This window comes from Colwellia sp. BRX8-5, from assembly GCF_014077325.1.
Taxonomy (GTDB): Bacteria; Pseudomonadota; Gammaproteobacteria; order Enterobacterales; family Alteromonadaceae; genus Colwellia_A.
Window position 1 is genome coordinate 38,994 of sequence record NZ_JACGVR010000011.1, and the last position, 25,773, is coordinate 64,766.

The window sequence follows — 25,773 nt, forward strand, 5'->3', positions numbered from 1 at the left end:
TTTACCATTGTTTTTTTCCTTTTGCGCGACTACTTCGACTATTACGGCGCTTTTGATATTCGAGCTGCATTTTGTTTCTCAGTAACATATAAGGATCATCAGTTACTTTGTTGAGTAATTGTTGGTGTTTTTGTTCGGTCTCTTCTGCTAATTGTTCGGCGGCACGAAGCTGAGCAGGTGTTTGCTCGGGTTGGCTTGGGTCGTCTTCTTTACCTTCCTCTTCTTTAGCTCGTTTTTCTTGCTCGGCTTTATCTTTTTGTTCTTGTTGAGACTTTTCTTGTTCGGTCTGCTCTTTGTCAGTCGCTTCTTTTTGATCATCTTGTTGCTCAGATTCACTTGGCTGAGCTGGATCTTCACTGTTTTTCTGCTCTTGATCTTTCCCCTGATTTTCTTGCTCGTTTTGTTCTTGCTGTTCTTGATTTTTGTCGTTGTTTTCTTCGTTGTTCTGTTCTTGGTTTTCTTGTTGCTGCTCTTGTTGTTTTTTTAACTCTTCAAGGTAAGCTTTATTAGCTTTTGCATCTTGATGCTGTGGCTCTTTTAGTAACGCTTGTTCATACGCTTTAATTGCTTCATCAATACGTTTTAATTGCGCTAGAGAATTACCTTGGTTATAAAGAGCTTCGGCAGTGTCTTGGCGTTGAAATGCTTTTAATGCTTGCTCGTAATTTCCTGAGCGATAATAAGAGCTCCCCTGCCAAGATGAATCTTCAAAACTAGTGGCTGCCTGCTCAAAAGCTTCACTGTTGAATTGTTGTTGTCCTTGTTGGTCTTTGGTTTGCCATAAATTTTTCCAAAAATCATCAGTCACCTGTTTGTCTGGGACTGATTCTTTTGTTAGCACTGCATTGGGTTTTGTAGTGCTTGGTAATGTTGTGCTTTGCGCGTAGCTTTTATCAACGGGTGACATTAATAATATTAATGGCAATATCGCTAATAAACGGCCTCGGCGAAAGTAGGGCAATAACAAGGCTAAGACTAAAAATAATAGATAGGGACCCGCTTCTTGCCATTGATCACCCGTATTTGAAGATTCTTTTTGTTGTTGATCTTCAATATCACTGGGTTGTCGAAGTAACGCTTCAATATCACTATTATTGTTAGCGAGTGTTGCATAATAACCACTGCCTCTTTTTGCTGCGCCTGTTAAGGCTGATATTGATAATTTAGGGACGATAATAGAACCACTCGTATCTTTCATCAGTTCACCATTATTAAGCTTTATTGGCGCTCCAGTTGTTGTGCCTATGCCTAAAATATTCAATCGATGATTATTGCTTCTACTCCAATCGGTGATGTCTTGAATGTCATAATTATCGATACCATCAGTAAACCAATATATATCACCTTTGCTATGACCAGCATTAACCAGCATATCGTGAGCGAGCGTTAGCGCAGCTAAAGGGTTACTACCAAGTTCTGGCATTAATTCAGGGGACAAAGATGGCAATAACAATTTAATATTATTAATGTCGGCTGTCAGAGGGCTAATCGTAAAAGCATCACCAGCATAGGCGATTAAGCCTATTTCACCTTCATTTAATTGTTCGAGTAAATCAATCGCTTTGTATCGCGATCTTGTTAATCGATTAGGCGCAATATCAGTAGCATACATAGAATACGACATGTCCATGATCAACACCGACCCGCGTGCTATTTGATAAACGGGTTGTGGCAGTTTTTTCCACGTAGGTCCGGCTAAAGCAACAATTGCTAATAAACCTATGATAAAAGGGAAAGTAAGCGACAACTTTTGCCGACTGTCTTGCTTATCAACCAAGACGCTTGCTAAATGTTTTGGAAGCAATTGTTGCCAGCCAGATTGGCTCAACCGGTATTTTTTGAGGAGTTTTAACGCAAAAAATAAGGCGATGATAGCTAATAACAACCAAGGACGAATAAAGTGAAAGTCAGCCATTTTAATTATTCGCTCCTTTTAATGTGATAGTGGGTAGGTTCAGCCAAATTAGATAAAAAAATGATAATAATAATGCTATAGATAATGGCCAATAAAATAATGCTGTAAGTGGACGCATTTGTTGTTGGTCTTGCTCTATCGGTTCTAGCGCATCGAGTAATTGATATATCTCACTCATATCTTTACTGTCACGGGCACGAAAATAATAACCACCCGTTTCGCTAGCCAATTGTTGCAATGACTCTTCATCTAATTCGCTAGATGGGTTAATGCGACGTTTGCCAAAAATTGAATCTTGAATCATTACATCAGCGCCAATGCCTACTGAATAAATGGTAATATTTTTTGCAACTGCGAGTTCTAATGCTTGTTCTGGGGTTATTTTACCCGCCGTATTTTGACCATCGGTTAACAGTAATAACACACGATTTGATTGTTTTTTTGCATCAAAGCGTTTTACTGCCAAGGCAATAGCATCTCCAATTGCGGTTTGTTTACCGACTAAACCTAATACGGCTTCATCAAGCATCTGCTGCACTGTTTTTCTATCAAAGGTCATTGGTGTTTGCATATAGGCATCATCACCAAAGAGAATAAGACCTAAACGATCACCGGTGCGACGTTCAATAAACTCACCTAATAATACTTTTAACATATCTAGGCGGTTAACGGTGCTGCCATTTATTTGCATGTCTTCAACTTGCATACTGCCAGACAGATCTACAGCTATCATCATTTCGCGCCCTTCGGTGGGTACATTTACTGCTTCGCCGAGCCATTGCGGCTGACTGGCAGATAGAACAATTAAGCTCCAAATCAGTAAAAATAAAATACGTGGAGACTTTTTAGTTTTAGCTGAAAAACGTTCACTAGAGGTATTTTGAATTAGTATTGGCATTTTTAATGCTGCCGCTTGGTTTTGATTCTTTGCTGGTAATAGATACATTAATAATGGTATCGGCAGCGCTAACAATACCCATGGTAGTAGTAGATTAATCATGACTGTTTCTCATGTTTTGTTACCGAATTTTGCTTTAGTAACTGCGGCGGAAGCGCTTGACTGAGCCAAAGATGAGCGGCTTCCTTCAACGTTTCATTTTCTGAATTTTCAGTAAGCTGATATTTATGACTAAATTGCTGTTCAGATAAGGTTAGAAATTTTTCTTGGTGCTTAATTGCTAACGTGTTCTTGAAAAAATCTTTTAATCGTTCGCCATGTAACGAGGCAATTTCATTTCGTGGAAAATACTGAAATGCAGCCCATTTTAATAAAGTGATTATTTCGTCATTATTATCGGTGCTTTGAAGTTTTGATAATGCTAATTTTTTAGCATGAGATAATTTTCGGCGTCTTTGCCATTTTACAACAACGAAAATAAGCGCTATTAATATGGACGCAAGTAATATCCACCAGCCATAAGCGAATGGGTAATTATGAACCTGCTCTGGTAAGTGAATATCTTTTAATTGAGCTAATTGCTCAGACGGTTGTTTTAACGCTTCCATGAGGCGACTCCGTCAGTTAATTGTTGCTCTAAAGTTTGACCTGATGAGAAGTGCAATACTCGGGCGCCTGCTTTAAGTAATAAATCTTTTTTCAATTGAACTCGTTCATTGGCTTGTTGATGATAATTCTTAGTCGCCTTTTCATCACCAATCAATAATTGCTGTCGCGAGTTTCCGTCGGTCACCGTAACGTTCATTTTATGTTTACTATCAGGTAAGTCGTGCTCAAGCGGATCACTTATCAAACAGACAACTAGTTCACAATGACGACTAATATGGGATAAGTGGCGGATAGTTTCTTGGCTAATATAATTACCATCGGTGATTAAATAAACCAAACTTCCAGGGCGAGCAAGTTGTCTTAGTCGTGCACAATTCTCTTCAAAAGCAGCATTAGCAGAATTATGCTGTTGTTCAATAGATAAATGTTCTTCGTGTTTTTGCTGTTCGATAGATAACGTATGTTGATGAGTTTCTACTAAACTGTATAAATAATGAAGCACGCCTTGTTTGCGACTGCGCGGTTTTAATTCACTATGTTTATGTTGATTAAAAACAATACCGCCGACTCTATCGCCTCGGCCTTTAGCATGCCAAGTCACTAATGCCGCTAAGTGTGCAGCTTGTACTGATTTAAATAAAAGCTGACTACCAAACAACATTGAATTACTGAGGTCGGTTACTACGAGTACTGGACGTTCAACTTCTTCACGAAAAATTTTAGTATGGGTTTTACCTGTTCGTGCTGTTACTCGCCAGTCGATGGCACGTATATCATCACCATTTTGATAATGACGTACTTCGTCAAACTCCATACCTCGCCCTTTACTACGAGATAAGTAATTACCTGACATTTGACCATGCTGACTTTTACGCGCAGCGAGATCAATGAGTTTAGTTTTGTTTTGGTATTGAATTAATTCATCGATTGATAATTCAATACCATTACTTAAAACACTACTAAGCAGATTTGCAACGTCTTGCTGGTTTTGTTCTTTTTTTTGATTAAGCCACATAAATTTACTTACAAGATTGATCGTTCATTATTTGATGTTGTTAAAGCGATTAATGCTATTTAAGCAACAGCGACTAAGCTTAGTAAGTGATCAAGAAGTTGATTACTGTTAATACCTTCAGCTTCAGCCTGGTAAGTCAGCAAAATGCGGTGACGTAATACATTATGGAATACGGCTTGTACATCTTCAGGGCTAACAAAATCACGGTTATGTAACCAAGCTCTAGCACGTGAACATCGGTCAAGTGCAATAGTTGCTCGGGGACTTGCGCCATAAGCGAGCCATTTTTTTAATTGGTCATCATATTTTTCTGGAGTACGCGTCGCCATAATTAAATCAACAATATAATTTTCAATGGCCGGTGCCATATGAATTTCCATCACTTGGTCGCGAGCAGCAAAAATATCACTTTGCGATATTTCTTTTACCGGTTTTTTACTTTCTTTGCCATGTTGAAGTGCTTCACCGCGGTTGAGCTTTAAAATAGCTAATTCACTTACAGCATCAGGATAATCAATTTCAATGTGCATTAAGAAGCGATCTAATTGTGCTTCAGGAAGAGGGTAAGTACCTTCTTGTTCAATAGGATTCTGTGTTGCCATCACTAAGAATAAGTCAGGAAGAGGATAAGTATTACGTCCAACCGTAATTTGTCCCTCTGCCATCGCCTCCAATAAAGCGGATTGTACTTTTGCTGGCGCGCGGTTGATTTCATCAGCGAGTACTAAATTTCTAAAAAGAGGACCCGGCTGAAAAACAAAAGTGCCATCTTCAGGGCGATAAATATCGGTGCCGGTTAAATCAGCAGGTAATAAATCGGGGGTAAATTGCACGCGGTGAAAATCAGCTTCAATACCTTCAGCTAATGCATTTACGGCACGAGTTTTTGCTAAGCCGGGAGGACCTTCTACAATTAGGTGACCATTGGCAAGCAATGCAATAAGTAAATTTTCAACAAGGGCGTGTTGACCTATAATTTGTTGAGATAAGTATTCTTTTAGGGATGAAAAATGTTCAATTGCCATGCTAACTACCACTTACTTGTTTTTATTGTTAAACCTGTGGGTATATATATAAGGTTCAGGTACCATAAAACAAGGATTTTTTACAATTTGACATGATTTTTAACAATTTATTTTCGAATGAATAGCTCACGTTTTAGCTGGGAGTTGTATTTATTTCATTTGAGGTTAGAATAAAGCAATCAACAAGTGGTCAGACCTCTTGGTTTGAAGACGATAAAATTAGATATTACGATAGAAGGGTAAAACATGACGAAAATGAATTTAACGACTCGAAACGGAGAACGCATCGCTGTAGTGGCTGGGTTGCGAACACCTTTTGCAAAACAAGCCACTGCTTTTCATGGTGTACCAGCAGTAGATTTAGGAAAAATTGTCGTTAATGAATTGCTAAAAAAGCATGATATTGACCCTACTATTATTGATCAATTAGTTTTTGGCCAAGTGGTACAAATGCCTGAAGCGCCAAACATTGCCCGCGAAATTGTTTTGGGTACTGGCATGAATGTAAATACCGACGCCTATAGTGTCTCAAGGGCTTGTGCAACAAGCTTCCAATCAACGGTTAATGTAACAGAAGCTATTATGGCAGGTTATGTTGATGTGGGTATTGCTGGTGGTGCTGATTCTTCATCAGTTGCGCCTATTGGTGTGTCAAAAAAGTTTGCACGTATCTTACTTGATTTAAGTAAAGCGAGAAGCTTGGGGCAAAAAATATCACTTATTCGTCAGTTGGGCCTAAAAGATATTATGCCTGTTCCACCAGCTGTTGCTGAATACTCTACGGGTATATCGATGGGGCAGACTGCAGAGCAGATGGCAAAAACCCATAATATCTCTCGTGAAGCTCAAGATGAATTAGCACATCGTTCGCATACTTTAGCCACAAAAAGTTGGCAAGAAGGTAAGTTAGCCGGTGAGGTGATGACCGCCTACAGTGAACCTTATAAAAGTTTTATTGAAAAAGATAACTGTATTCGTGAAAACTCAGAACTTGCCAGTTATAAAAAATTACGTCCTTGTTTTGATAGAAAACACGGCACAGTGACTGCAGCAACAAGTACACCATTAACAGATGGTGCCTCTGCCATTATTTTAATGCGTGAAGGGCGTGCAAAAGAATTAGGTTATAAACCGCTTGGTTATATCAAAAGTTATGCTTTTGCTGCCATCGATGTTTGGCAAGATATGCTTATGGGGCCAAGTTATGCGACGCCATTAGCACTTAAGCGTGCAGGTATGGAATTAAAAGATTTAGATTTAATTGAAATGCATGAAGCCTTTGCAGCACAAGCGCTTGCTAATATGAAAATGTTTGCCAGTACAAAATTTGCCCGTGAGCAATTAGGTCAAGATAAAGCGATTGGCGATATTGATATGGCTAAATTTAACGTGATGGGTGGTTCGTTAGCTTATGGTCATCCTTTTGCTGCAACAGGTACCCGTTTAATTGTACAAACCCTTAATGAGTTAAATCGTCGAGGTGGAGGTACCGGTTTAACTACCGCATGTGCCGCTGGTGGTTTAGGCGCTGCAATGATAGTGGAGACTGACTAATGACTGCACCTAATAACACTCAAGCAAACGATGAAGCGCTTAAACAAGAGAGTAACAATATGAGTACGTTTACATTAATTCGCCAAGACAATGGTATTGCTCATTTAGTGATGGACGTGATTGGCGAATCCATGAATACCTTGAAAGCTGAGTTTTCTGAAGAAATTGATACGGTATTAAAAGAAATACGTAATGACAATACGCTTAAAGGTGTTGTCTTAATCAGTGGCAAAAAAGATTCTTTTGTTGCTGGCGCAGATATTAATATGCTGGCGAGCTGTCAAAGTGCGAGTGAAGCAACGGCTCTTTCTCGCAATGGGCAAATGATTTTTGATCAAATTGAAAACCTCTCAATTCCTGTTGTTGCTGCTATTAATGGTGCTTGTCTAGGCGGCGGACTTGAACTTGCTATGGCGTGTCATGCTCGTATTTGTAGTGATAATGGCAAAACAGCCTTGGGATTACCTGAAGTACAGTTAGGCCTATTACCGGGGAGCGGTGGTACGCAGCGTTTACCAAAATTAGTTGGTATTCAAAAAGCATTAGATATGATGCTAACAGGTAAACAATTACGCGCGAAACAAGCCTTGAAGATGGGCTTGGTTGTTGACGTTGTGCCGAACAGTATTTTAATTTCTGCTGCTGAAAACTTAGTGCTAGCGGCACAAGGCAAAGCGAGTAAGATTAAAAAGAGTCAACGCAAAATCAGTGTTTTAGATAAGGCACTTGAAGGAAATGCGGTCGGCCGTAAAATAATTTTCAATCAGGCGACTAAATCTGTCTTGGCTAAAACCAAAGGCAATTACCCTTCACCCCTTAAAATTATTGACAGTGTACGCAGTGGTATCGAAAAATCATCGGTCAGTGGTTACCAAACTGAAGCCGACCATTTTGGTGAACTTGTTATGTCACCAGAATCAGCTCAATTAAGACAAATCTTTTTTGCTACTACCGACATGAAAAAAGAGCAGGGCATTGAAGGTGTTAATGCTAAGCCGATTAGCCAAATTGGCGTTTTAGGTGGCGGCTTAATGGGCGGTGGTATTGCTTTTGTCAGTGCAACTAAAGCAAATGTTGATGTACGTATTAAAGATATTGCGCCGCAAGGTATCAGCCATGCGATGAAATATGGTTACGACATACTCAACAAAAAAGTTAAACGTCGCTTTATGTTGAAAAGTGAAATGCAAAAGCAATTGGCTAAAATTACGGGTTGTGTTGATTATAGCGGCTTTAAAAACGTTGATATGGTTATAGAAGCTGTTTTTGAAGACTTGTCATTAAAGCAAAAAATGGTTGATGACATGGAAAGTATTTGTGCTGAAGACACTATTTTTGCGAGTAATACCTCAAGTTTACCTATCGGACAAATAGCAGCAAAAGCTTTGCGCCCTGAAAATGTCATTGGACTGCATTATTTTTCTCCGGTAGATAAAATGCCGTTAGCCGAAATTATTGCACATTCAAAAACTTCTGATCAAACTATTTCAACGACAGTTGCTTTTGCTAAAAAACAAGGCAAAACGCCGATAGTTGTTAAAGACAAAGCGGGTTTCTATGTTAATCGTATATTAGCGCCTTATATGAATGAAGCCGCCTTATTATTACTCGAAGGCGAATCGATTGGTAAGTTAGATAAAGCACTGGTTAAGTTTGGCTTTCCTGTCGGACCCATACAATTACTAGATGAAGTCGGTATTGATATAGGTGCTAAAATTGGTCCTATTTTACAAGCTGAATTAGGCGAGCGATTTGCTGCACCAGAAGCATTTAATAAACTTATTGCCGATAAACGTTTAGGTAAAAAAGTTCAGAAAGGTTTTTACCTCTATAAAGATAAAAATGGTAAAAAAGTCACCAAAAAACTTGTTGATGAATCTGTCTATCCATTATTAAATATCATCATTAAAGATCAAAAAACAAATGATGAACTTGTTCAGCGTTGTGTTTTTATGATGTTGAATGAGGCTGCTAGGTGTTTAGATGAAGGTATTATTCGTAATGCTAGAGACGGTGATATCGGCGCTATCTTCGGTATCGGATTTCCACCATTTTTAGGTGGACCATTCCATTATATCGATACGTTAGGTGCAGAGGTAATTGTTAATAAGTTGAACCTGTGGAGCAGTGAACTAGGCGAACGCTTCAAGCCTTGCCAGGCATTAATTACCATGGCCGAAACAGGTAATAAATATTATTAGTAACAGGCAATGTTATGCCACCTCGGTGGCAATTTAACGAAAAAGAGGCAATTTAATGCCTCTTTTTTTTATGCTTTTTACCCTTTAAAATAAGTTGAATAAATACTCTAAATTAGTTATATTTCGCCTATAAAGTTTTAGCCATTCTTTTAGTCAGTTTAGCGGTAAATATTATGTTGTTATTTTTAGCGGTTGTCAGTGTTGTTTGTTCGATGTTCTTTTACTGCCAGGCATTACGTAGTGGTTTAGGTTTGAAGCGCTGGGCATGTGCAGGATTAGTTTTTGGGCCTTTTATTTGGCCAATGTTCTGTATGAAGAAACGGATGAAAATGAATAAGATGTTTGGCTTTAATACACTAATTTTAAAAGCTTAGAAGTTTTTAAAATTAATTTTTCTTTATCACTCTAGATAAAATAAGACAGCTACATTCCTTGTAGCAAACAGTGTCTTTCTTCAAACTAACCATTGATAATAGTGACTCAATGATTATTACTTCCACCACTTACTGGCTGGCATTTCTTTAATTTCAATGCTAGCAGCTATAGGGTTTGCTGAGGTCTTTGTTAAAAATAGAGTTTTAAACAAGTTAATCATATTTGAACTCCTAGATACGAACGCCTTTACGACCTGTATTTTCTATTTTTAATTTATGGTCAATTCTAACGCCTTTACGGCCAGTTTTTTCGATTTTCAATTGATTATTAATTCTAACGCCCTTACGGCCAGTTTGAATTATATCTAGAGTATTACTCTCTATTACCGGTGCTGGTGACGCTGACATTGCTAGTGATAAAATAAGTGAGCTAAGCATTCATATTTCCTTAATTGTTATTATTAATTTCATGAATGTTAAAGCATATAGTGTGCCAAAAATTAAAAGCCTTATTTAATAAGGCTTTTAGAGAGGGGGGGGAGTGGAATTGTATTTTTGTCAAAATTTTGTCAAGATTTTGTTAAAGACATTGCCGTTGTTTAGTCACTTTATTTACAAAGTGACATTAACGTGACGTTTTGCCAAAATTAGTCGATTTGTTAGTTATTTGGTGCGAAAGGAGATATTTCTGAAAGTCATTTTCTGGCAAGGGTTTACTATAGAGATAACCCTGTAATTGCTCACAGCGTAAACCAGAGAGGAAGTTGAGCTGTTGATTGGTTTCTACACCCTCTGCGACTACTTGCATGCCTAAGTTGTGCGCAATTGTAACTATAGTCGCAACCATGTTACGTCCTTGTTCAGACTCTTCGATGTCATCCACAAAAGCTTTATCTATTTTTAAGGTGTTCAATGGAAATTTTTTCAGATAAGCGAGCGACGAATAACCCGTGCCAAAATCATCTAACGATAAATGAATACCCATCGCTCGAATTTGCAACATAATATCAATGGCTTTTTGTGGAGAGTCCATTACCGTACCTTCCGTTATTTCTAATTCAAGGTACTTAGCCGGTAATTGACTTTCTTTGAGAATGTCAGCAATCATGCCAACCAAATTAGGCTGGGTAAATTGCACCGCTGATAAATTGACAGCTACCCGACCACTAAACAGCCCAGCATCAACCCATTTTTTAGTCGCAAAACATGATTTTCTTAAAACCACTTCGCCAATGTCAATTATTTGGCCTGTTTCCTCAGAGATAGGGATAAAAGTTACCGGACTGATAATGCCTTTTTTAGGGGTTTCAAAACGCACTAAGGCTTCCATACCCGCAACTTTACCAGTAGAAATTTCAATTTTAGGTTGATAGAAGACTGAGAAAGAATCTTCTTTTAAACCATGGCGTATTAAGCTTTCAACTTGTAAGCGCTTTACGGCTGCCTTATTCATCGAATCACTAAAGAACTGATACTTATTACCACCATTGTTTTTGGCGTGGTACATGGCCGTATCAGCATTTTTCAGTAGCTCTTGCGGGGATATGCCATCTTCAGGATAAAGTACAATACCTAAGCTACTAAAAAGAACTACTTCTTGATTTCTCAGTTTCAGCGGCTGAGCAATAGTAGTTAACACATCTTTAGCAATACTGGTGATCGTATGAATATCGTTGGTGTTTTCAATAATAATACTAAATTCGTCACCACCTAAGCGGTAAACTGTATCTTGCTTTCTACCAACAGCTTGCATTCTCTTTGCTACCTGACATAGAAGTACGTCTCCTACTTCGTGTCCCATAGAGTCATTAATCTTTTTAAAATTATCTAAATCAAAAACCAATAGAGCATGAGGGGCTTTTTTATTAACTAGCAGAGTTTGATTAGCTTGAAAATATGAACGATTAGGTAGGCCTGTTAATGTATCGCTATTGGCGAGTTTTCGCAGTTCGGCTTCTGTTTCTTTGCGTTTAGTTATATCAGAAAACACACCAACAAAATGAGAAATACTTTTATTCTCATCAAGTATCACATCGATATTAAGGTCGGTTAAATACTCCTCGCCATTATCACGTTTACTTTCTATTTCATCGTGCCAACTGCCTTTGGTTATTAAGTGCTTTTTTACATCTCTCGTAAAACTCTTTGGGTATTGGGCAAAATCTAACGTTATGCCAAGCATCTCTTTACGCGTTTTTTGGGTAATGCGTTGGTAAGATTTATTGACATCAACAATATTAAAAGCACGATCGTATATAACAACCGCATCTGAAATATTTTCAATACACTTGGCAAATAACTTTAAACGTTCGTCAGCTTTTTTTATGCGGCTTATATCTTTTAAAGTACCTGTCATACGGGTTGGGGTACCTTTTTCATCGCGTTCAACTATTTTTCCACGGTCAAGTACCCATATCCATTTATCATCTTTATTTTTAACGCGATAGGTCGCTTCAAAATGGTCGGTATCATTATCGAAATGGTCGTTTATTGCATCACGAACTCGCGCGATATCATGTTCGTTAATATTGGTTTTATCAGAGCCGACATTACGCTTTCCATCTTGAGGAAATTCTAAAATCCCCCATATGTTTGAGCGATATATCTTTCCGGTTACTATATTCCAATCCCACATTTCATCACCACTTCCCCATAAGGAAAGCTTCAAACGTTCTTCACTTTTTTGAATTTGTAAGTGAAATAAACGCTTATGGCGCATTTGCTGAACAAAATAAGTAATGACTAATAAGACAAGTAGGGCATAAACACTTATCGCGCTTTTTGATAACCACCAAGGAGCCAGTATATGAATGTTTAAGGTACTTTTTTGACTTGGAACAGTACCTAGTAAATCATAGACTTCAACTTCAAAAATATAGTCACCGTGACTCAGGTTGGTATAGGTCGCTCGGTAGTTATTTTTTCCGGCTTCTATCCAGCCTTTATCTAAACCTTTCAATTGATAACGATAAGCTACTTGATTTGGAAACTTTGTGTTTGGAGAAATAAACTCAATACTAAAGGGGGACTGTTCATGCTTCAAAGTTAATTTTTGTAACTGACTTAAATTTTTTGTCAACGAAAATTCATTTATTTTATGAGTTGAAGTAGATGATAATTTACTGTTGATATCGATACGATTGTTGGCAATGCGTAATTGAGTAAATGTCGGAGGATTAATAGTTTGTGTCATCTTTATGATATTTGATGGGGATAGTTTTAAATATCCATTTTTTATACCAAAATAGATACTATTATCTGATGTTTTAATTGACGAATTTGAATAGAAATCATTGTCTGATATGTAAAAATCTTTACCAAATTCCTTTATTTTCTTAGATTTAGGGGTGATTTGGTTAATCACGCCATTAGATGACAACCATGCGTTTTCTTTACTATCTAGAGTTATTGAATATGTTGAGTTATTTGATAAGCCATTATTTTCATTGAAGTATGTTGTGGTTTTCTTGTCTTTATCATAAAGTAAAATTCCTTGTTCGGAACTTAACCATACCCATGAATTTGAAGATATAATATTACTAATATCAAAATCTGGTACAGCTTTAAATGTTGAAAGTTTAGAGTAAACAAAACTATCTTTTATATTATTGGTTTGAGATAAATCAATACTGATTAATTGGTTGTCTGTTGAAAAGCTCCAAAGAGTTTGGTTGTCATCTATATATATGCCTTTAAGTTTCTCACTGTTGTTGGCTTGTACTCTAAAGAATTTTTTGGAAGTAATATTATAATTTACTAACTTCCCATCATTATCAATGAACCAAATTAACTCACCCATAATTTGAAACTGATAACTCCTATTATACATAGATTTTTTATGCCAATCCTTTAGTTCCTCAGCTACATTTGTGGATGTATCATAAATATAGAGTTTATCAGTTAAGGTATATAACCAAATGTTGTTTTTATTATCTGGAATAGCTTGAAAAATATCTTCATCTTCTAGTACAGCTTTACTATTCGAATCAATTTCACTTTTTATTGGAGAGAGTCCTGATTTTCCCGAGTATACCCATAATTTTTTATCAGCCGAAATTACAAATAATTCTATTGATACATTTGAATCAGATAAAAAATGCTGGAAGTGCTGACTACCGCTAATGAAGAAATTAAGTCCTTTTCCATACGTACCTATCCAGATGTTATCTGAATTATCTTTAAATATTGTTAATAACTCGTTTGTTGAAATACTTTTATTTTGTGAGCTATTTTGTACAGTTTCTATATTGTTAGTATTTAAATTTACAATATTCAAGCCATTTTCTGTAGCAATCCATACTGTTGATAAATCTGTGAGAACTATGCTTCTAATTCTGTTCGAAATTATTTTATTGGTTGGGTGAGTTTTATGGTAACGATCAATTAAATTATAATTTTCATCTAATACGTAAACACCGTTATCAGTGGCTAGCCAATAATTACCATTTATTTCTTTTATATCAAACATTGAGTTAGCAAAAATAGTTATATGCCATTTGTTGTTTTTCTTTTGTAGTGACTCTGCGTAATTTAGGTTTTCATTAACTAAGAAAATACCTTTGTCGTAACTGCCAAACCAAAAGTTTCCTTTTAAATCTTGATAAATAGTCTTTATTTCTTTTAATCGACCTTCAAGTCCGTGAATTTTTATTTGTTTAAAATTATTATTTGCTTCGTTAAATTTATGAATACCGTTTGTGGTAGATACCCAAATATTATTGTCTTTATCTTGATATATATCCCAAACCATATCATCTTGTAAACTTTCATTATTTCCTTCTTGATGATAATAATTCTCAAAGTTATCAAGTAGTACATTATATTTACTTAAACCTTTCCGGGTACCAGCCCACAGCACTCCATCTTTATCAATAAATACTTTACGGATAAAGTTATTGGCTATGGAGTTAGGTTCTTCTAAGTTTTTACGATAATGTACGAAATTTTTTCCATCATATCTATTGAGGCCATCTTCTGTCGCTATCCATATAAAACCATCGAGATCTTGAGCAATATCAAAGACGTTATTATGGCTTAAGCCATTAGAAGTTAATAAATGCTTAAACTTTAAAGCGGCTTGGCTGGATAGTGAGGTGTTTTCTGCAATAAGGTTTTCTGTTGTTGCTGTTGTTTGTTCAGCCAAAGCACTTTGGATACCAAATATTAATGTGATCGTGAGTAAGCATAAAATGCGGAAGAACTGTTGGTATTTTATCAGATAAGTCTTTGGAAAAAAATTAAGCACAAATACAACCTTGGATAGAAGCTTCAATTAGGCTTATTTACACCACTCATAATATAAAATAGAAGAAAAATATTTATAATGAATTATTTGACCGTTTGAACGGTATAAATTAAGCAAGCAATTTTATTATTTTTGTTATTTATATTGCATCAAGCCACATTAAAAATCATGGCTAGAGCTAAGTCAACTTATTTACCCTTATATGAATTAGATACTCAGATAAGTTAATATCATTAGCCCTAATATTTTATCGGCAGGATTAGTATTTTCTTTGACAATTTTTTAATTTTTTTTCAATACTTTCATTGTGCTGCAATGTTTTTTCATCATTTTCTGCAATGTTTTCTTGGTAACTTGCTAAGGTTATCCTGTCGGTATTGTTGTTAAATAAAAGTTGTTGAGTAAAGAAGCGACTAATATCATCAATCGTCAATGATAAAATAACGTTGATCAATTGTTGTTTCTCATCGAAATTCGTTTCTTTATTACAAATAGCGGCCCAAAATCGTTGGCTCTTTATTCGCAAACTAGAGTCTTTTTCTTGTAATTGACTCGCCAAACCTTGTTGAATATGTTGCCAATCTTGCTCAGATAACAGTGTTAAATTGTCCTGTGCTCTATTAATAAACTCGTTTATTTCTTTTACTAAAACAATAGCGTCAACGTGCGGTGACTGTATATAGAAAGCGATACCAGGATAACGATTAATAGGAATGAAGCCAACTCCTACCAGATAACCAAATTGTTTTTCAGTCCGCATTTCTTGAAAAAATAGGGGTGACAATATTTGGCTGGCGATCATAGTTATCGCTATTGTTGTTAAATCTTTTCCTACGAACGGGTAATACACCACGGCAGCATGATCATGTTCTGGTAAATGCAAAGGAAGGTGAATGTCACCTTGGTCTTCAATATCAAGAACAGGTACATTAACGGCATACTTATCTGAATAATGATGACTAAATGCTGCTTTTAATTGTTCACTAAATTTCAATGCATGTTCAGGTAACCAGTTGCCATGCATTAACGCCTCAATAGTTATCTCATCAAACAAGTGTTTTCTAAAGGCGACAAACTCTTCGAAAGAAGTATTTTCTAGCGCGTTAGCGAGTGAACTACTTGTTGGGTTTTTAGGTTGCATTGTTGAGCTAAGAATCGAAAATAATTGCGAAATAGATTTACTGGTTTGCGCGTTATGCCAGTGGTTAATTAATTGTTTTTTAAATAACTCAAACTTTTCTTCAATGAAATTCTCAGTGACTAGACTTATCAATAACTGTTCGAGTAACTTGTCTTGTTTAGTACTAACCCCTGATAGTTGTAGAGTAATACCACCTTGGTGCGAAAATAAATGGTAATGAATTCCAGCTAATTCAGCATCATAATGCTGTTCAATAACAGCATCGCTATACAAATCAACAAATAACCGTGTCATTGCAATATGTTTGCTGTCTTTTATCGTTAGGGGGGCATCAATACCTATGTAAATATAGCCCTTGGGGACAATAAAAGTACTGTCTTGTTTAAACCATACAGATAAACCATCAATTTTTTCAATTAATTTGGGGGTTTTATTACCCTGCTTAGCAACAGGTTGACACGGATATATTTTGGGCTCTTCGACAATATAAGGATTACTTAGCGGCAAAGAAATATTAGCGGTTAATGCTTCATTTTCCCAAGTGTTAATTTGCAGTTGAGTTATTTTTTCAATACTGAAAGGGACTTGGTACCAAAAACTATTTTTATCAAATTCATTTTGCGCACTAATATGAATAATGCGCATATTGCTTGCTGATAAATAGCCCAACAAGACATTGATTTCTTGTTGTTGCATACCATCCATTATGTAGTCACCGTAAATATAATCTTCGGGTCCGTAATGCTGCATGTTAATAACTAACTGACAAACAGAATCTAATGGTTTTAGTTTTTCTTGGTAATTAAACGCTAAATTAGCGATTGCCTGCTTTTCTTGATAATAAAACTCATCAACAGGTTTGCTCTTCATTAAATTTAGGTAAGAAAAAATACTGCTAATGATTTCGTTAATATGCTGCTCACCTAATTCAGTAAGCGAAATACTTAAATTGAAATCTTTAAAGTTTGAACCATTTACTCCTGAACCAGCGGTTAAGCTAAGTGCCCAACGCTGTTTTTTAAGATAAGACAATATACTGCCTTTACCCTCATGACCCAGTAAATAGGTCAAAATAGATTCTGGTTTGTTACGGTAGTAGGGATCAATGCTGGGCATTGCAAAACTAACAATAAGTTGCCTGTCATTCTTCACCGGTTTTACATTAATTTTTATTTGTTGGTGTTCAGGTAAATAAAGCGGTATATCTATTATTTTGGGGCTTGAGGTTGCGGCTTTTATATCGGTAAATTTATTCTTTGCTAATTGTGATAACTCATCAAGTGACTGTGGGCCCTCTAATACAAGTGTCATTATGTTGGCACGATAATGCTGTTGAAAAAAATCACGTATTTCGGTTGTCAGATCGCTTTCTTTTCTGTCGGCTAGTGTATCAATTGAACCAACCGAGAATTTTGAAAAAGGATGGGCTTGATTAATAGTCTCTTTGTGAACATCGTATAGACGACGAATATCGTCTTTAAGTTTAAGTTTAAATTCAGCATCAACATTCTGGCGTTCTTTTTCAACAAACTCTTGTGAGAGTAACGGACTGATAAAGAATTGGCTAAAACGATCTAAAGCGAAAGTAAAATGTTGATGTTGGATATCAAAGAAAAAACAGGTGTGCTCAGTTGCTGTCCATGCATTATTACTGCCGCCATGTTGACTAATATATTTTTGATATTCACTGCCGTCTGGATAAGATTTAGTGCCTAAAAATAGCATGTGTTCTAGAAAATGGGCTAAACCTTCACGGTTGCTGGGGTCACTAAAGTGGCCAATATTTACTGCCAATGCTGCAGCTGATTTATTGGTTTGTTCGTTGTGAACTAATAGAACACGCAAGCCATTAGCTAATGTTAAGGTTTTATATTGCTTGTTGTCATTTGGGCTTTGTTTCAATATCGGCTCCGGCAAACACTGCAGCAACCTCATTTGTGACGAACACTGGAAAGGTAAGCGTTTGTTTCTAAGATTATTTTAATTATCTAGTTAAATTACCTGAAGCACCAACTAGAGTCTATTGTATTCTTAATTTATCTATTAATTATCTATACTATAGACCGAAATAAGCGCTAAAATGCCATCGATTTGAAAAAATGATGTTATTTGGAAAATTTATGCGAATATTTGTAATGCGACATGGTCAAGCTCAAGCAATGGCTCCTTCTGATAAAGGTCGTGAATTAACTGCCGTTGGTCAACGTGAAGCTGAAGTGATGGCAAAGAAATTGGTCCATCAAAAAGAGCACTTTGATGCTATTTTTGTTAGCCCTTATGTTCGCGCTCAACAAACCGCAAAAATTGTAAAAAACATCTTAGCAACAACAACTCTAACCACGCTTGAATTTATAACGCCAGAAGACTCAGCTCAACAAATGCATAATTATATTGATGTCACTTTCATCGATAATGCCCAGGCAAATGTACTTATTGTTTCACATATGCCTTTGGTCTGTTATTTAGTGGAAGAGTTTACCTGTGGTCAACATGCGCCGTTATTTGAAACCGCCTCTATTGCGGTTATTGATTATGATATAAGTACCGCGCAAGGGCGGTTAGTTTCGCATACGACACCCAACAGTCTTTAGTGCTCTGGTTAGATAATATCAGCGAAGCGATCATTAAGTTCAACTAAAACCAATAATGCGCCATTACCACCCCACTCAAGTGGTGCTTGATGAAAAGCCATTACGTCAGGGTGCTGTACCAGCCAATGTGGGACTTTATTCTTTAGTACCTGTGAACCCAAGCCATGTACAATACAAACACACTTCGCATGCTCTTTTTTACAAGCAAACATTAGCGCGGCAATTTCTAACTTGGCTGTTTTCTGATCTAAACCATGTAAATCTAAAATTAAATCGGGTGCGTACTGACCGCGCCTTAAATTTTTAGCCTCAAAGCTGTCAACATCTTCACGCACATATTTCATCGGCCCTTGCTGATTCAGATTTGGTTCAAACTCATCAGAAAAGTAGAACTCAGCATGTTGTTTTTTCTTCGCATCTGCTTTGTTTTTTCCAAGATGTAAAGATTGATTTTGGCTTTGCTTTTTTATAGGCGCAATTTTATCTTGCACAATTGGCTTTACTTTACCAATAGCCTGCATAAATAAATCTTTCTCATCGGGTGTCAATGCGTCTTTAAATTTCATCTTGGAAACTACATTCTTACTTTAAGAGGGAAAACAATTCAAATTCTAAAAACATCTGTGGGCAATAACAAGCAAAAGGTTATAATACCGAGTAAATTAACTCAATGATCAATGTTAATGCTCTAAATATCCAAAAACAGCGTTGCTTTTAATCCCAATAGCCAGCTATTAGTCAATCAATCGTCTTGTTCTTGAAAATTTATCTTCATTTAAATTTGCACCATGAATTAATTTAATTGTTATAGTACCCCTTATAAAACTTGTTAAATAAAGAGAGTAAATGTGAACGAAGTTGATTTTTCACCGATTAAGGATGAACTGTTTACCATAGGTGATTATCTACGGTTTGCCACCAGTGAATTTAATCAAGCCGAGCTTTTTTTTGGTCACGGTACTAATAATGCGTGGCATGAAGCTATAACTTTAGTGATGTTCGCTTTAAACTTGCCAGTAGAGTTAAATGAACAAGTGTTTAATTGTCGTTTAACATCAACTGAAAAATCAGCGGTATTGGCCTTAATTGAACGACGTATCGTCGAACAACTGCCGGCTGCATATTTAACCAATCATGCCCAGTTTGTTGGCTTACCCTTTTATGTCGATGAGCGGGTTTTAGTGCCACGCTCCCCTATTGGTGAATTAATAGAGCAACACTTTTCGCCAAATTTTTCACCCGAAAATCCACCTAAACGTATTCTTGATTTATGTACGGGAAGCGGCTGTATTGCCATTGCTTGTGCGGTAGCGTTCCCTGAATCCGAGGTTGATGCGCTCGACTTATCAATTGATGCATTAAATGTTGCACAAATTAATATTGAAAATCATGGTTTAACAGAACAAGTTATTCCAATTCAATCTGACGTTTTTTCTGGGGTTGAGGGGCTAAGTTATGATTTAATCGTAACCAACCCACCTTATGTTGATCAAGAAGACGTTGACGCATTACCGCAAGAATACTTGCATGAACCTGAAATGGGCTTAGGTTCGGGTGTCGATGGCTTAGATATTGTTCGTGAAATTCTTGCTCAAGCGGCGAGTCATTTAAATGAGAACGGTGTGTTAATTTGTGAAGTAGGTAACTCTCAAATTCATGTTGAGCATGTTTATCCACAGGTGCCTTTTACGTGGTTAACCTTTAAAAATGGTGGTCATGGTGTGTTTATGTTGACTAAAGAACAGTTAACAAGCCATCAGAACAGTTTAACGCAAGCATTTGAACAAAAGTAATTTAGCTTATTTACCGTAATCGTGTATTCAAATAATAGAGAGAAGATATATTCATGTCAGGCAATACCTTTGGAAAATTATTTACCGTAACATCATTTGGTGAAAGCCATGGTTTAGGCTTAGGTGCAATTATTGATGGTTGTCCGCCAGGACTCGCCTTATCAGAAGCTGACTTACAAGATGATCTTGACCGTCGTCGTCCTGGCACTTCTCGTTATACTACGGCACGTCGTGAAGCCGATCAGGTTAAAATAATGTCGGGTGTTTTTGAAGGCAAAACCACAGGAACGCCTATTGGGCTGTTAATTGAAAATACCGATCAACGTTCAAAAGATTATGGAAATATCGCGCAAAGCTTTCGTCCAGGTCATGCCGATTATACCTATTGGCAAAAATATGGTATTCGTGACTATCGTGGCGGCGGAAGATCGTCAGCACGTGAAACCGCTATGCGAGTCGCCGCAGGCGCCGTAGCTAAAAAGTACTTAAAAGAAAAATTTAACGTTGAAATTCAAGGGTGTGTTACCCAAATAGGTGATGTTTGCGCAACTAATATTGATTGGGATATTGTAGAAAATAATCCATTTTTCTTTCCTGACGAAACTAAACTTGAAGCCTTAGACGAATTATTGCGTGGTATTATTCGTGAAAAGGATTCTATTGGCGCTAAAATTATGGTGCGAGCCACTAACGTTCCTGTTGGTTTAGGTGAACCTATCTTTGATCGAATGGACGCAGATATCGCTCATGCGCTTATGGGCATAAATGCTGTTAAAGGTGTTGAGATTGGTGATGGTTTTGCTGTCGTCAATCAAAGAGGCTCTGAGCACCGCGATGAGTTAACGCCTGAGGGTTTTGCAAGTAACCACAGTGGAGGCATTTTAGGCGGAATTTCATCAGGACAAAGTATTGTTGCAAATATTGCGATGAAACCAACTTCAAGTATTGGTGTTAGTGGTAAAACCATTGATTTAGATGGTAAAGCGACTGACTTAGTGACTAAAGGTCGCCACGACCCTTGTGTGGGTATTCGTGCGGTTCCTATTGCTGAAGCTATGTTAGCACTAACCTTGATGGATCATTTTTTACGTCATCGTGGACAAAATGCTGATGTCGTTTGTGTAACACCTGATATAGAAGCCTAAGTCGTCTTTATTATTAAATACCAAAAGTGATGACATCAGTTAAGTTCGTCAGACTGTCTTCGAGTTACTTTTGGTATTTTGCTATATTAGGCTTGATCATTCCCTTCCTACCTGTTTTTCTTGATGCCAAAAGCTTTAGCTCAATTGAAATAGGTGAAATTCTGGCTATTATTACAGCCACTAAAATCATTGGTCCAACCTTTTGGGCTTTTGCCGCCGATAAATCAGGTAAACAATTAGCCATTATTCGCAGTGGTGCCTTGTTGGCATTATTGAGTTTTTCATTACTTTTTTGGCTAAACGGTTATTGGCCTGTTGTTTTTTGTTTAGCGATTTTTAGCTTGTTCTGGACCGCTGTTTTACCTCAGCTTGAAGTGCTTACTCTTAATTCTATTAGACGTAGTGCTAAAATTTATGCGCGTATACGCTTATGGGGTAGTATCGGTTTTATTTTCTTGGCTGTGATAGCTGGGGATTTAATTGAACGATATTCCGCAGATGCTTTTACTTATTTAGGTGTCATTGTGCTAGCGGGATTATTTCTTTCAAGCATGAAACTCACCCCTGCAAAAAAGGCTAAAAATCCTGTGCAGCAGATCGAAAAAATCAGCGATAAAATATTCAGTCGTTCATTTATATTCTTTTTTCTTGCTGGCCTGATGTTACAAATGAGTTTTGGTCCTTATTATGGTTTTTTTGCGCTTTACCTTCGAGAGCTCGCTTATCCGGGATTTGCGGTTGGTATCTTCATTACCATCTCGGTATTGGCTGAAATTCTTATTTTTATCTATGCGAGTATATTCTTTCGATACTTCCGACTAAAAACTTTGCTGGCCATCAGTATATTACTTACCTCGTTACGTTGGTTTATGACGGGTAGTTTTGCCGATGTCATTTGGGTACTTGTTTTAGTACAGTGCATACATGCGCTGAGTTTTGGTTTGTACCATAGTGTTTCTATCCAATTTATCCATCAACATTTTAATCACGACCAACAAAATCGTGGCCAAGCTATTTATATCGGTGGTGTTTATGGTCTAGGTGGTGCGATTGGCGCTTATATTGCCGGTATCGTTTGGCAAGGAGGGCAAGGCAGTGAACTTGCCTATAATCTAGCGGCCTCTGCGGCATTTATTGGCTTTGTGTTAGTGTTATTCATGCAAGATAGGCAACAAATCAATATCAGTGGTTAAGCCTTAAACTCGCTGTCACCCTTTATATCTTTTTGTACTCAATATATTTGTCAGCCTAGTGGTTAATCACTAGGCTGACATTCATCTTTCTTAATTAATTAATTAACATTTAAAAGAATCGGCTCTCCTAACCCTAATCCTTTTAAACGTGGTAGTTGTGATTTTGCATCACCTACCACTAAGTAAATCATTTGTTGATGATGTAAATGTTGATTGGCTAAAGACTTGACGTTAGCCAGAGTTAAGCTTTCAACTGATTTTGCTCGTGCTAATACATAGTTTATCGGCAAGTTGTATTGGCTAATATTTTCTAACATGGTCAGTTTAGCGTTATATGTTTCGAATTTTCTCGCATTACTCTTTAAATAATAGCTTTGAGTGGTTGCTAAATCTTGCTCAGTAAAATCAGTTTGATAATTTTCTACCAGCGATTTTATTAATGCCATAGCCTCTAATGTGACATTGGTGCGCACACCACTGCTAATGATAAACTCGCCACTTGATTTACTGCCGCTAAAACTTGAACGCACGCCGTAGGTATAACCTTTTCCTTCACGTAATTCTTGGGTGAGTTTTGAAGCGAAACTACCACCGCCTAAAATATAATTCATCACTTGAGCACTATAGAAATCTTTATGCATAGCATTTAAGGCTGGGAAGCCAATTCTCAACTGTGATTGCTTAGCATCGGGCACATCATAGAAATATAGGGTTGATGTTGTGGGCAGCGCTGCCGGTAACATCTTAGGCAAAACAGCCTTAGTATTAAGCCAATTTTTTTCTAATTGTTTAAAAGCCGTTAATACGCTTGTTTCATCGATATCGCCAACAATATGAATATCCGTTAAATTTGGCGACAGTTTTGTTTGATAAAATATTTTTAAATCAGCTAAAGTGATTTCCTCAACGGACTGTAAAGTTCCTAATAAGTTATTCGATAAAATATCAGTTTTATCATAAAGTAATTTATTCATTTGGTTATTAGCCAACTGGTTGGGGTTAGTTTGCTGCTGTATTATTTGACTAATAATATCTTGTTTGGTGAGAGTAAACTCTTTTTCATCCCAGCGAGGCGCTAAGAGCATTTCTGTGATCAAGTCGACAGTTGCTTGATAGTTTCTTGCTAAAGTACTGGCTGACAGTTTTATTGACTCTTGAGTCGCATAAATACTAATGGTAGCGCCAAGTTTATTAATCGCTTCTTCTAGTTGTTGAGGACTTTTATACTTAGTCCCTTTATTCATCATTTCAGCGACCAAGTTGGCGACACCGACTTTTTGTATATCATCAAATAATAAGCCACCAGCAAACGTTATCTCAAGCTGTACTAAAGGGACTTCGCTATTTTTTATCCCGTAAAAATGTAGCCCATTGCTTAACTGACTTTGCCAAACGGTAGGTACCGATAGCGTTGGGGCTTCACCATATTTAGGTTCACTGGCTCGATCGAAACTTGAACGCGTATTTACATAACGTGATTGCTGGTCAACATCAAAACTTTGCTCGGCATTAGCGACAATTTTTTCTTCAATAATTTGTGCTTTTATAGAGTTTTTTAATGCCAAGTTTTTTTGGCCTTTCGGTACAAAGCTGGTGGCAACAAAACTTTTGTCTTTAATATATTGATGATAAACACGTAAAACATCTGCTTTGTTGACGGCTAAAATATTTTTAGCTTCTTGGTTAATAAAACCAGGATCTTGAGTAAAGATATTATATTGTGCTAATTTAAAGCCCTTACCTAATACACTTGAAAGCCCACGATAGAAGGCTGTTTCTTGACCTGCCTTAATCGTAGCAAGATCTTCATCACTAAAACCTTTTGTTTCAAACTCGTTAAGTGCTTGACTAATTGCTTGGTCAATCTGGTTTAAATCAGTTTTCTCAAAGCCTCTTACCTTTACCATTAATTGGCCAGCCAACTCTGATTGGTAGTGATACATGGTTACTCGAGAGGTCAAGGTTAATTCATCAATTAGCTTTTTATTGAGTAAGGCTTTCTTGCCCTCACTTAGCAATTGAACTAAAACATTTAATGCGTAACTGTCTGAGTGATATTGTGGGACTGTTGGCCAAGTTAGGCTGAGTTCGGGTAACTTAGCAAAATTATCTTCATGATAAATTTTCTTGGTTATTGTTAGATTTGCCGCTTGCTTGGCAAGGGGCGTTATTTCATTACCCGCCTTAATCTCATCAAAATACTGATGTACCCAAGCTTTTGCTTGTGCTTCATCAAAGTCACCGGCAATAACCAAGGTAACATTATTGGGAACATACCAGCTTCTAAAGAAATCTTTAACATCTTGAAGTGTTGAGTTTTGTAAATCAGATAATGAACCAATCACTTGCCAGTTGTAAGGGTGACTCTCTGGATAAAGATTTTTATCAATAACATACTGTGTATGACCATAAGGTCGGTTGTCATAACTTTGTCTTTTTTCATTTTTAACCACTTGTTTTTCTTTGGCGAGTACTTCTTCGGTCACCGTATTGATAAAAAAACCTAGTTTGTCAGCTTCAGCCCAGATCATTTTTTCTAAAGCATCATTGGGGACAGTTTGATAGTAATTTGTTCTATCGCGGCTAGTGGAGCCGTTTGCACCCGAGCCGCCAATACGGGCACTCATTTTGTCTAATCCACCTTTACCCAGGTTTTCAGACTCAAGAAAGAGCAAATGTTCAAATAAATGAGCAAAGCCTGTTCGTCCTTGTGTTTCACGAGCGGATCCAACATGTGCCGTTAATGCAACAGCAACAACTGGGTCTGAGCGGTCTATATGAAGTACAACTTCTAAGCCGTTAGCTAAGACGAACTTGCTATATTCAATATTGATGGCGTTATCAACCACATTGGTCTGATCAGATTGTTGGCTGATTTTTACTGAATTAATTGATTTTTCTGCTGTATTACAGCCAGTGTTCGCAAGAACGGTTAATAATGAAAAGCTTAGCGCTGCCCACTTCATGAGAGAAACCTTATTTTAATGATTAAATAATATTGCTGATATTGTGCCTTTTATTTATCCAAACACCAATAAAAGTAACGTTACAAAGTAAATTTAATGTTAATAAGT

General features: G+C 37.0%; 17 protein-coding genes. 7 read left to right on the top strand and 10 right to left on the bottom strand.

Translation table 11 applies throughout. The features are described 5' to 3' along the window. Position 1: 1 nt before the first annotated feature. Genes H4J62_RS09470 through H4J62_RS09490 form a run of 5 tightly spaced genes read right to left on the bottom strand, consistent with a single transcriptional unit; the run spans position 2 to position 5,462 of the window. A complete protein-coding gene (locus H4J62_RS09470) occupies positions 2–1,915 on the bottom strand; it encodes a VWA domain-containing protein (RefSeq protein WP_182215059.1) in 1,914 nt (637 codons plus the stop codon). A 1-nt stretch (position 1,916) separates the two neighbouring features. Next, on the bottom strand, positions 1,917–2,915 hold the full coding sequence (locus tag H4J62_RS09475) for a VWA domain-containing protein (RefSeq protein WP_182215057.1): 999 nt from the start codon (positions 2,913–2,915) through the stop codon (positions 1,917–1,919). Next, the gene (locus tag H4J62_RS09480) at positions 2,912–3,421 is read right to left on the bottom strand and encodes a DUF4381 domain-containing protein (RefSeq protein WP_182215055.1); all 510 of its coding nucleotides are present in this window, start codon (positions 3,419–3,421) and stop codon (positions 2,912–2,914) included. Before H4J62_RS09480 ends, H4J62_RS09475 begins: the two co-directional genes overlap by 4 nt. Further along, entirely contained in the window at positions 3,409–4,437 is a 1,029-nt protein-coding gene (locus tag H4J62_RS09485; protein ID WP_182215054.1) for a DUF58 domain-containing protein, read from the bottom strand. The genes H4J62_RS09480 and H4J62_RS09485 overlap by 13 nt, the downstream gene beginning before the upstream one ends. Before the next feature lie 59 nt (positions 4,438–4,496). Next, on the bottom strand, positions 4,497–5,462 hold the full coding sequence (locus tag H4J62_RS09490; protein ID WP_070376075.1) for a MoxR family ATPase: 966 nt from the start codon (positions 5,460–5,462) through the stop codon (positions 4,497–4,499). Positions 5,463–5,708: 246 nt separating this feature from the next. Between H4J62_RS09490 and fadI the strand changes: the two genes are divergently transcribed. The 3 genes from fadI to H4J62_RS09505 all read left to right on the top strand — a co-directional run bounded on the left by fadI (position 5,709) and on the right by H4J62_RS09505 (position 9,591). Further along, the gene (fadI, locus tag H4J62_RS09495) at positions 5,709–7,016 is read left to right on the top strand and encodes an acetyl-CoA C-acyltransferase FadI (protein WP_070376076.1); all 1,308 of its coding nucleotides are present in this window, start codon (positions 5,709–5,711) and stop codon (positions 7,014–7,016) included. A gap of 59 nt (positions 7,017–7,075) precedes the next feature. After that, complete coding sequence (gene fadJ / locus H4J62_RS09500; protein ID WP_259364939.1) at positions 7,076–9,217, top strand: fatty acid oxidation complex subunit alpha FadJ; 2,142 nt, start codon at positions 7,076–7,078, stop codon at positions 9,215–9,217. A gap of 173 nt (positions 9,218–9,390) precedes the next feature. Continuing rightward, the gene (locus H4J62_RS09505) at positions 9,391–9,591 is read left to right on the top strand and encodes a hypothetical protein (protein ID WP_182215051.1); all 201 of its coding nucleotides are present in this window, start codon (positions 9,391–9,393) and stop codon (positions 9,589–9,591) included. A gap of 231 nt (positions 9,592–9,822) precedes the next feature. On the opposite strand, the gene H4J62_RS09510 is transcribed toward H4J62_RS09505, so the two are convergent. The 3 genes from H4J62_RS09510 to H4J62_RS09520 form a co-directional block, all read right to left on the bottom strand. Further along, entirely contained in the window at positions 9,823–10,029 is a 207-nt protein-coding gene (locus tag H4J62_RS09510) for a hypothetical protein (RefSeq protein ID WP_182215049.1), read from the bottom strand. A 187-nt stretch (positions 10,030–10,216) separates the two neighbouring features. Continuing rightward, positions 10,217–14,836 carry an EAL domain-containing protein gene (locus tag H4J62_RS09515; protein ID WP_182215047.1) on the bottom strand — a complete coding sequence of 1,540 codons (4,620 nt, stop codon included), beginning with the start codon at positions 14,834–14,836 and terminating at the stop codon, positions 10,217–10,219. Between the two features lie 259 nt (positions 14,837–15,095). Then, a complete protein-coding gene (locus H4J62_RS09520) occupies positions 15,096–17,879 on the bottom strand; it encodes an insulinase family protein (protein WP_182215045.1) in 2,784 nt (927 codons plus the stop codon). A gap of 218 nt (positions 17,880–18,097) precedes the next feature. On the opposite strand from H4J62_RS09520, the gene sixA reads away from it, so the two are divergent. Further along, on the top strand, positions 18,098–18,568 hold the full coding sequence (sixA, locus tag H4J62_RS09525) for a phosphohistidine phosphatase SixA (protein ID WP_182215043.1): 471 nt from the start codon (positions 18,098–18,100) through the stop codon (positions 18,566–18,568). Between the two features lie 8 nt (positions 18,569–18,576). On the opposite strand, the gene smrB is transcribed toward sixA, so the two are convergent. Then, entirely contained in the window at positions 18,577–19,134 is a 558-nt protein-coding gene (gene smrB, locus H4J62_RS09530) for an endonuclease SmrB (protein ID WP_182215041.1), read from the bottom strand. Positions 19,135–19,416: 282 nt separating this feature from the next. Here smrB and prmB point away from each other — a divergent pair, with 282 nt between their 5' ends. Genes prmB through H4J62_RS09545 form a run of 3 tightly spaced genes read left to right on the top strand, consistent with a single transcriptional unit; the run spans position 19,417 to position 22,699 of the window. Then, positions 19,417–20,361 carry a 50S ribosomal protein L3 N(5)-glutamine methyltransferase gene (gene prmB, locus H4J62_RS09535; RefSeq protein ID WP_182215039.1) on the top strand — a complete coding sequence of 315 codons (945 nt, stop codon included), beginning with the start codon at positions 19,417–19,419 and terminating at the stop codon, positions 20,359–20,361. A gap of 53 nt (positions 20,362–20,414) precedes the next feature. Then, complete coding sequence (gene aroC, locus H4J62_RS09540; protein WP_070376082.1) at positions 20,415–21,506, top strand: chorismate synthase; 1,092 nt, start codon at positions 20,415–20,417, stop codon at positions 21,504–21,506. Positions 21,507–21,535: 29 nt separating this feature from the next. Further along, positions 21,536–22,699, top strand: coding sequence for an MFS transporter (locus tag H4J62_RS09545; protein ID WP_182215037.1), 1,164 nt, complete (start codon positions 21,536–21,538; stop codon positions 22,697–22,699). Positions 22,700–22,797: 98 nt separating this feature from the next. On the opposite strand, the gene H4J62_RS09550 is transcribed toward H4J62_RS09545, so the two are convergent. Beyond that, entirely contained in the window at positions 22,798–25,665 is a 2,868-nt protein-coding gene (locus H4J62_RS09550; RefSeq protein WP_182215035.1) for a pitrilysin family protein, read from the bottom strand. Positions 25,666–25,773: the final 108 nt, after the last annotated feature.

Excerpts from the sequence above, each read along its gene's own strand:
- fadI (WP_070376076.1), top strand. The coding sequence starts at position 5,709 with ATGACGAAAATGAATTTAACGACTCGAAACGGAGAACGCATCGCTGTA.
- fadJ (WP_259364939.1), top strand. The coding sequence starts at position 7,076 with ATGAGTACGTTTACATTAATTCGCCAAGACAATGGTATTGCTCATTTA.
- sixA (WP_182215043.1), top strand. The coding sequence starts at position 18,098 with ATGCGAATATTTGTAATGCGACATGGTCAAGCTCAAGCAATGGCTCCT.
- H4J62_RS09510 (WP_182215049.1), bottom strand. The coding sequence starts at position 10,029 with ATGCTTAGCTCACTTATTTTATCACTAGCAATGTCAGCGTCACCAGCA.
- H4J62_RS09485 (WP_182215054.1), bottom strand. The coding sequence starts at position 4,437 with ATGTGGCTTAATCAAAAAAAAGAACAAAACCAGCAAGACGTTGCAAAT.
- H4J62_RS09505 (WP_182215051.1), top strand. The coding sequence starts at position 9,391 with ATGTTGTTATTTTTAGCGGTTGTCAGTGTTGTTTGTTCGATGTTCTTT.
- H4J62_RS09490 (WP_070376075.1), bottom strand. The coding sequence starts at position 5,462 with ATGGCAATTGAACATTTTTCATCCCTAAAAGAATACTTATCTCAACAA.
- H4J62_RS09475 (WP_182215057.1), bottom strand. The coding sequence starts at position 2,915 with ATGATTAATCTACTACTACCATGGGTATTGTTAGCGCTGCCGATACCA.
- H4J62_RS09470 (WP_182215059.1), bottom strand. The coding sequence starts at position 1,915 with ATGGCTGACTTTCACTTTATTCGTCCTTGGTTGTTATTAGCTATCATC.
- H4J62_RS09550 (WP_182215035.1), bottom strand. The coding sequence starts at position 25,665 with ATGAAGTGGGCAGCGCTAAGCTTTTCATTATTAACCGTTCTTGCGAAC.
- H4J62_RS09545 (WP_182215037.1), top strand. The coding sequence starts at position 21,536 with ATGACATCAGTTAAGTTCGTCAGACTGTCTTCGAGTTACTTTTGGTAT.
- H4J62_RS09480 (WP_182215055.1), bottom strand. The coding sequence starts at position 3,421 with ATGGAAGCGTTAAAACAACCGTCTGAGCAATTAGCTCAATTAAAAGAT.
- smrB (WP_182215041.1), bottom strand. The coding sequence starts at position 19,134 with ATGAAATTTAAAGACGCATTGACACCCGATGAGAAAGATTTATTTATG.
- aroC (WP_070376082.1), top strand. The coding sequence starts at position 20,415 with ATGTCAGGCAATACCTTTGGAAAATTATTTACCGTAACATCATTTGGT.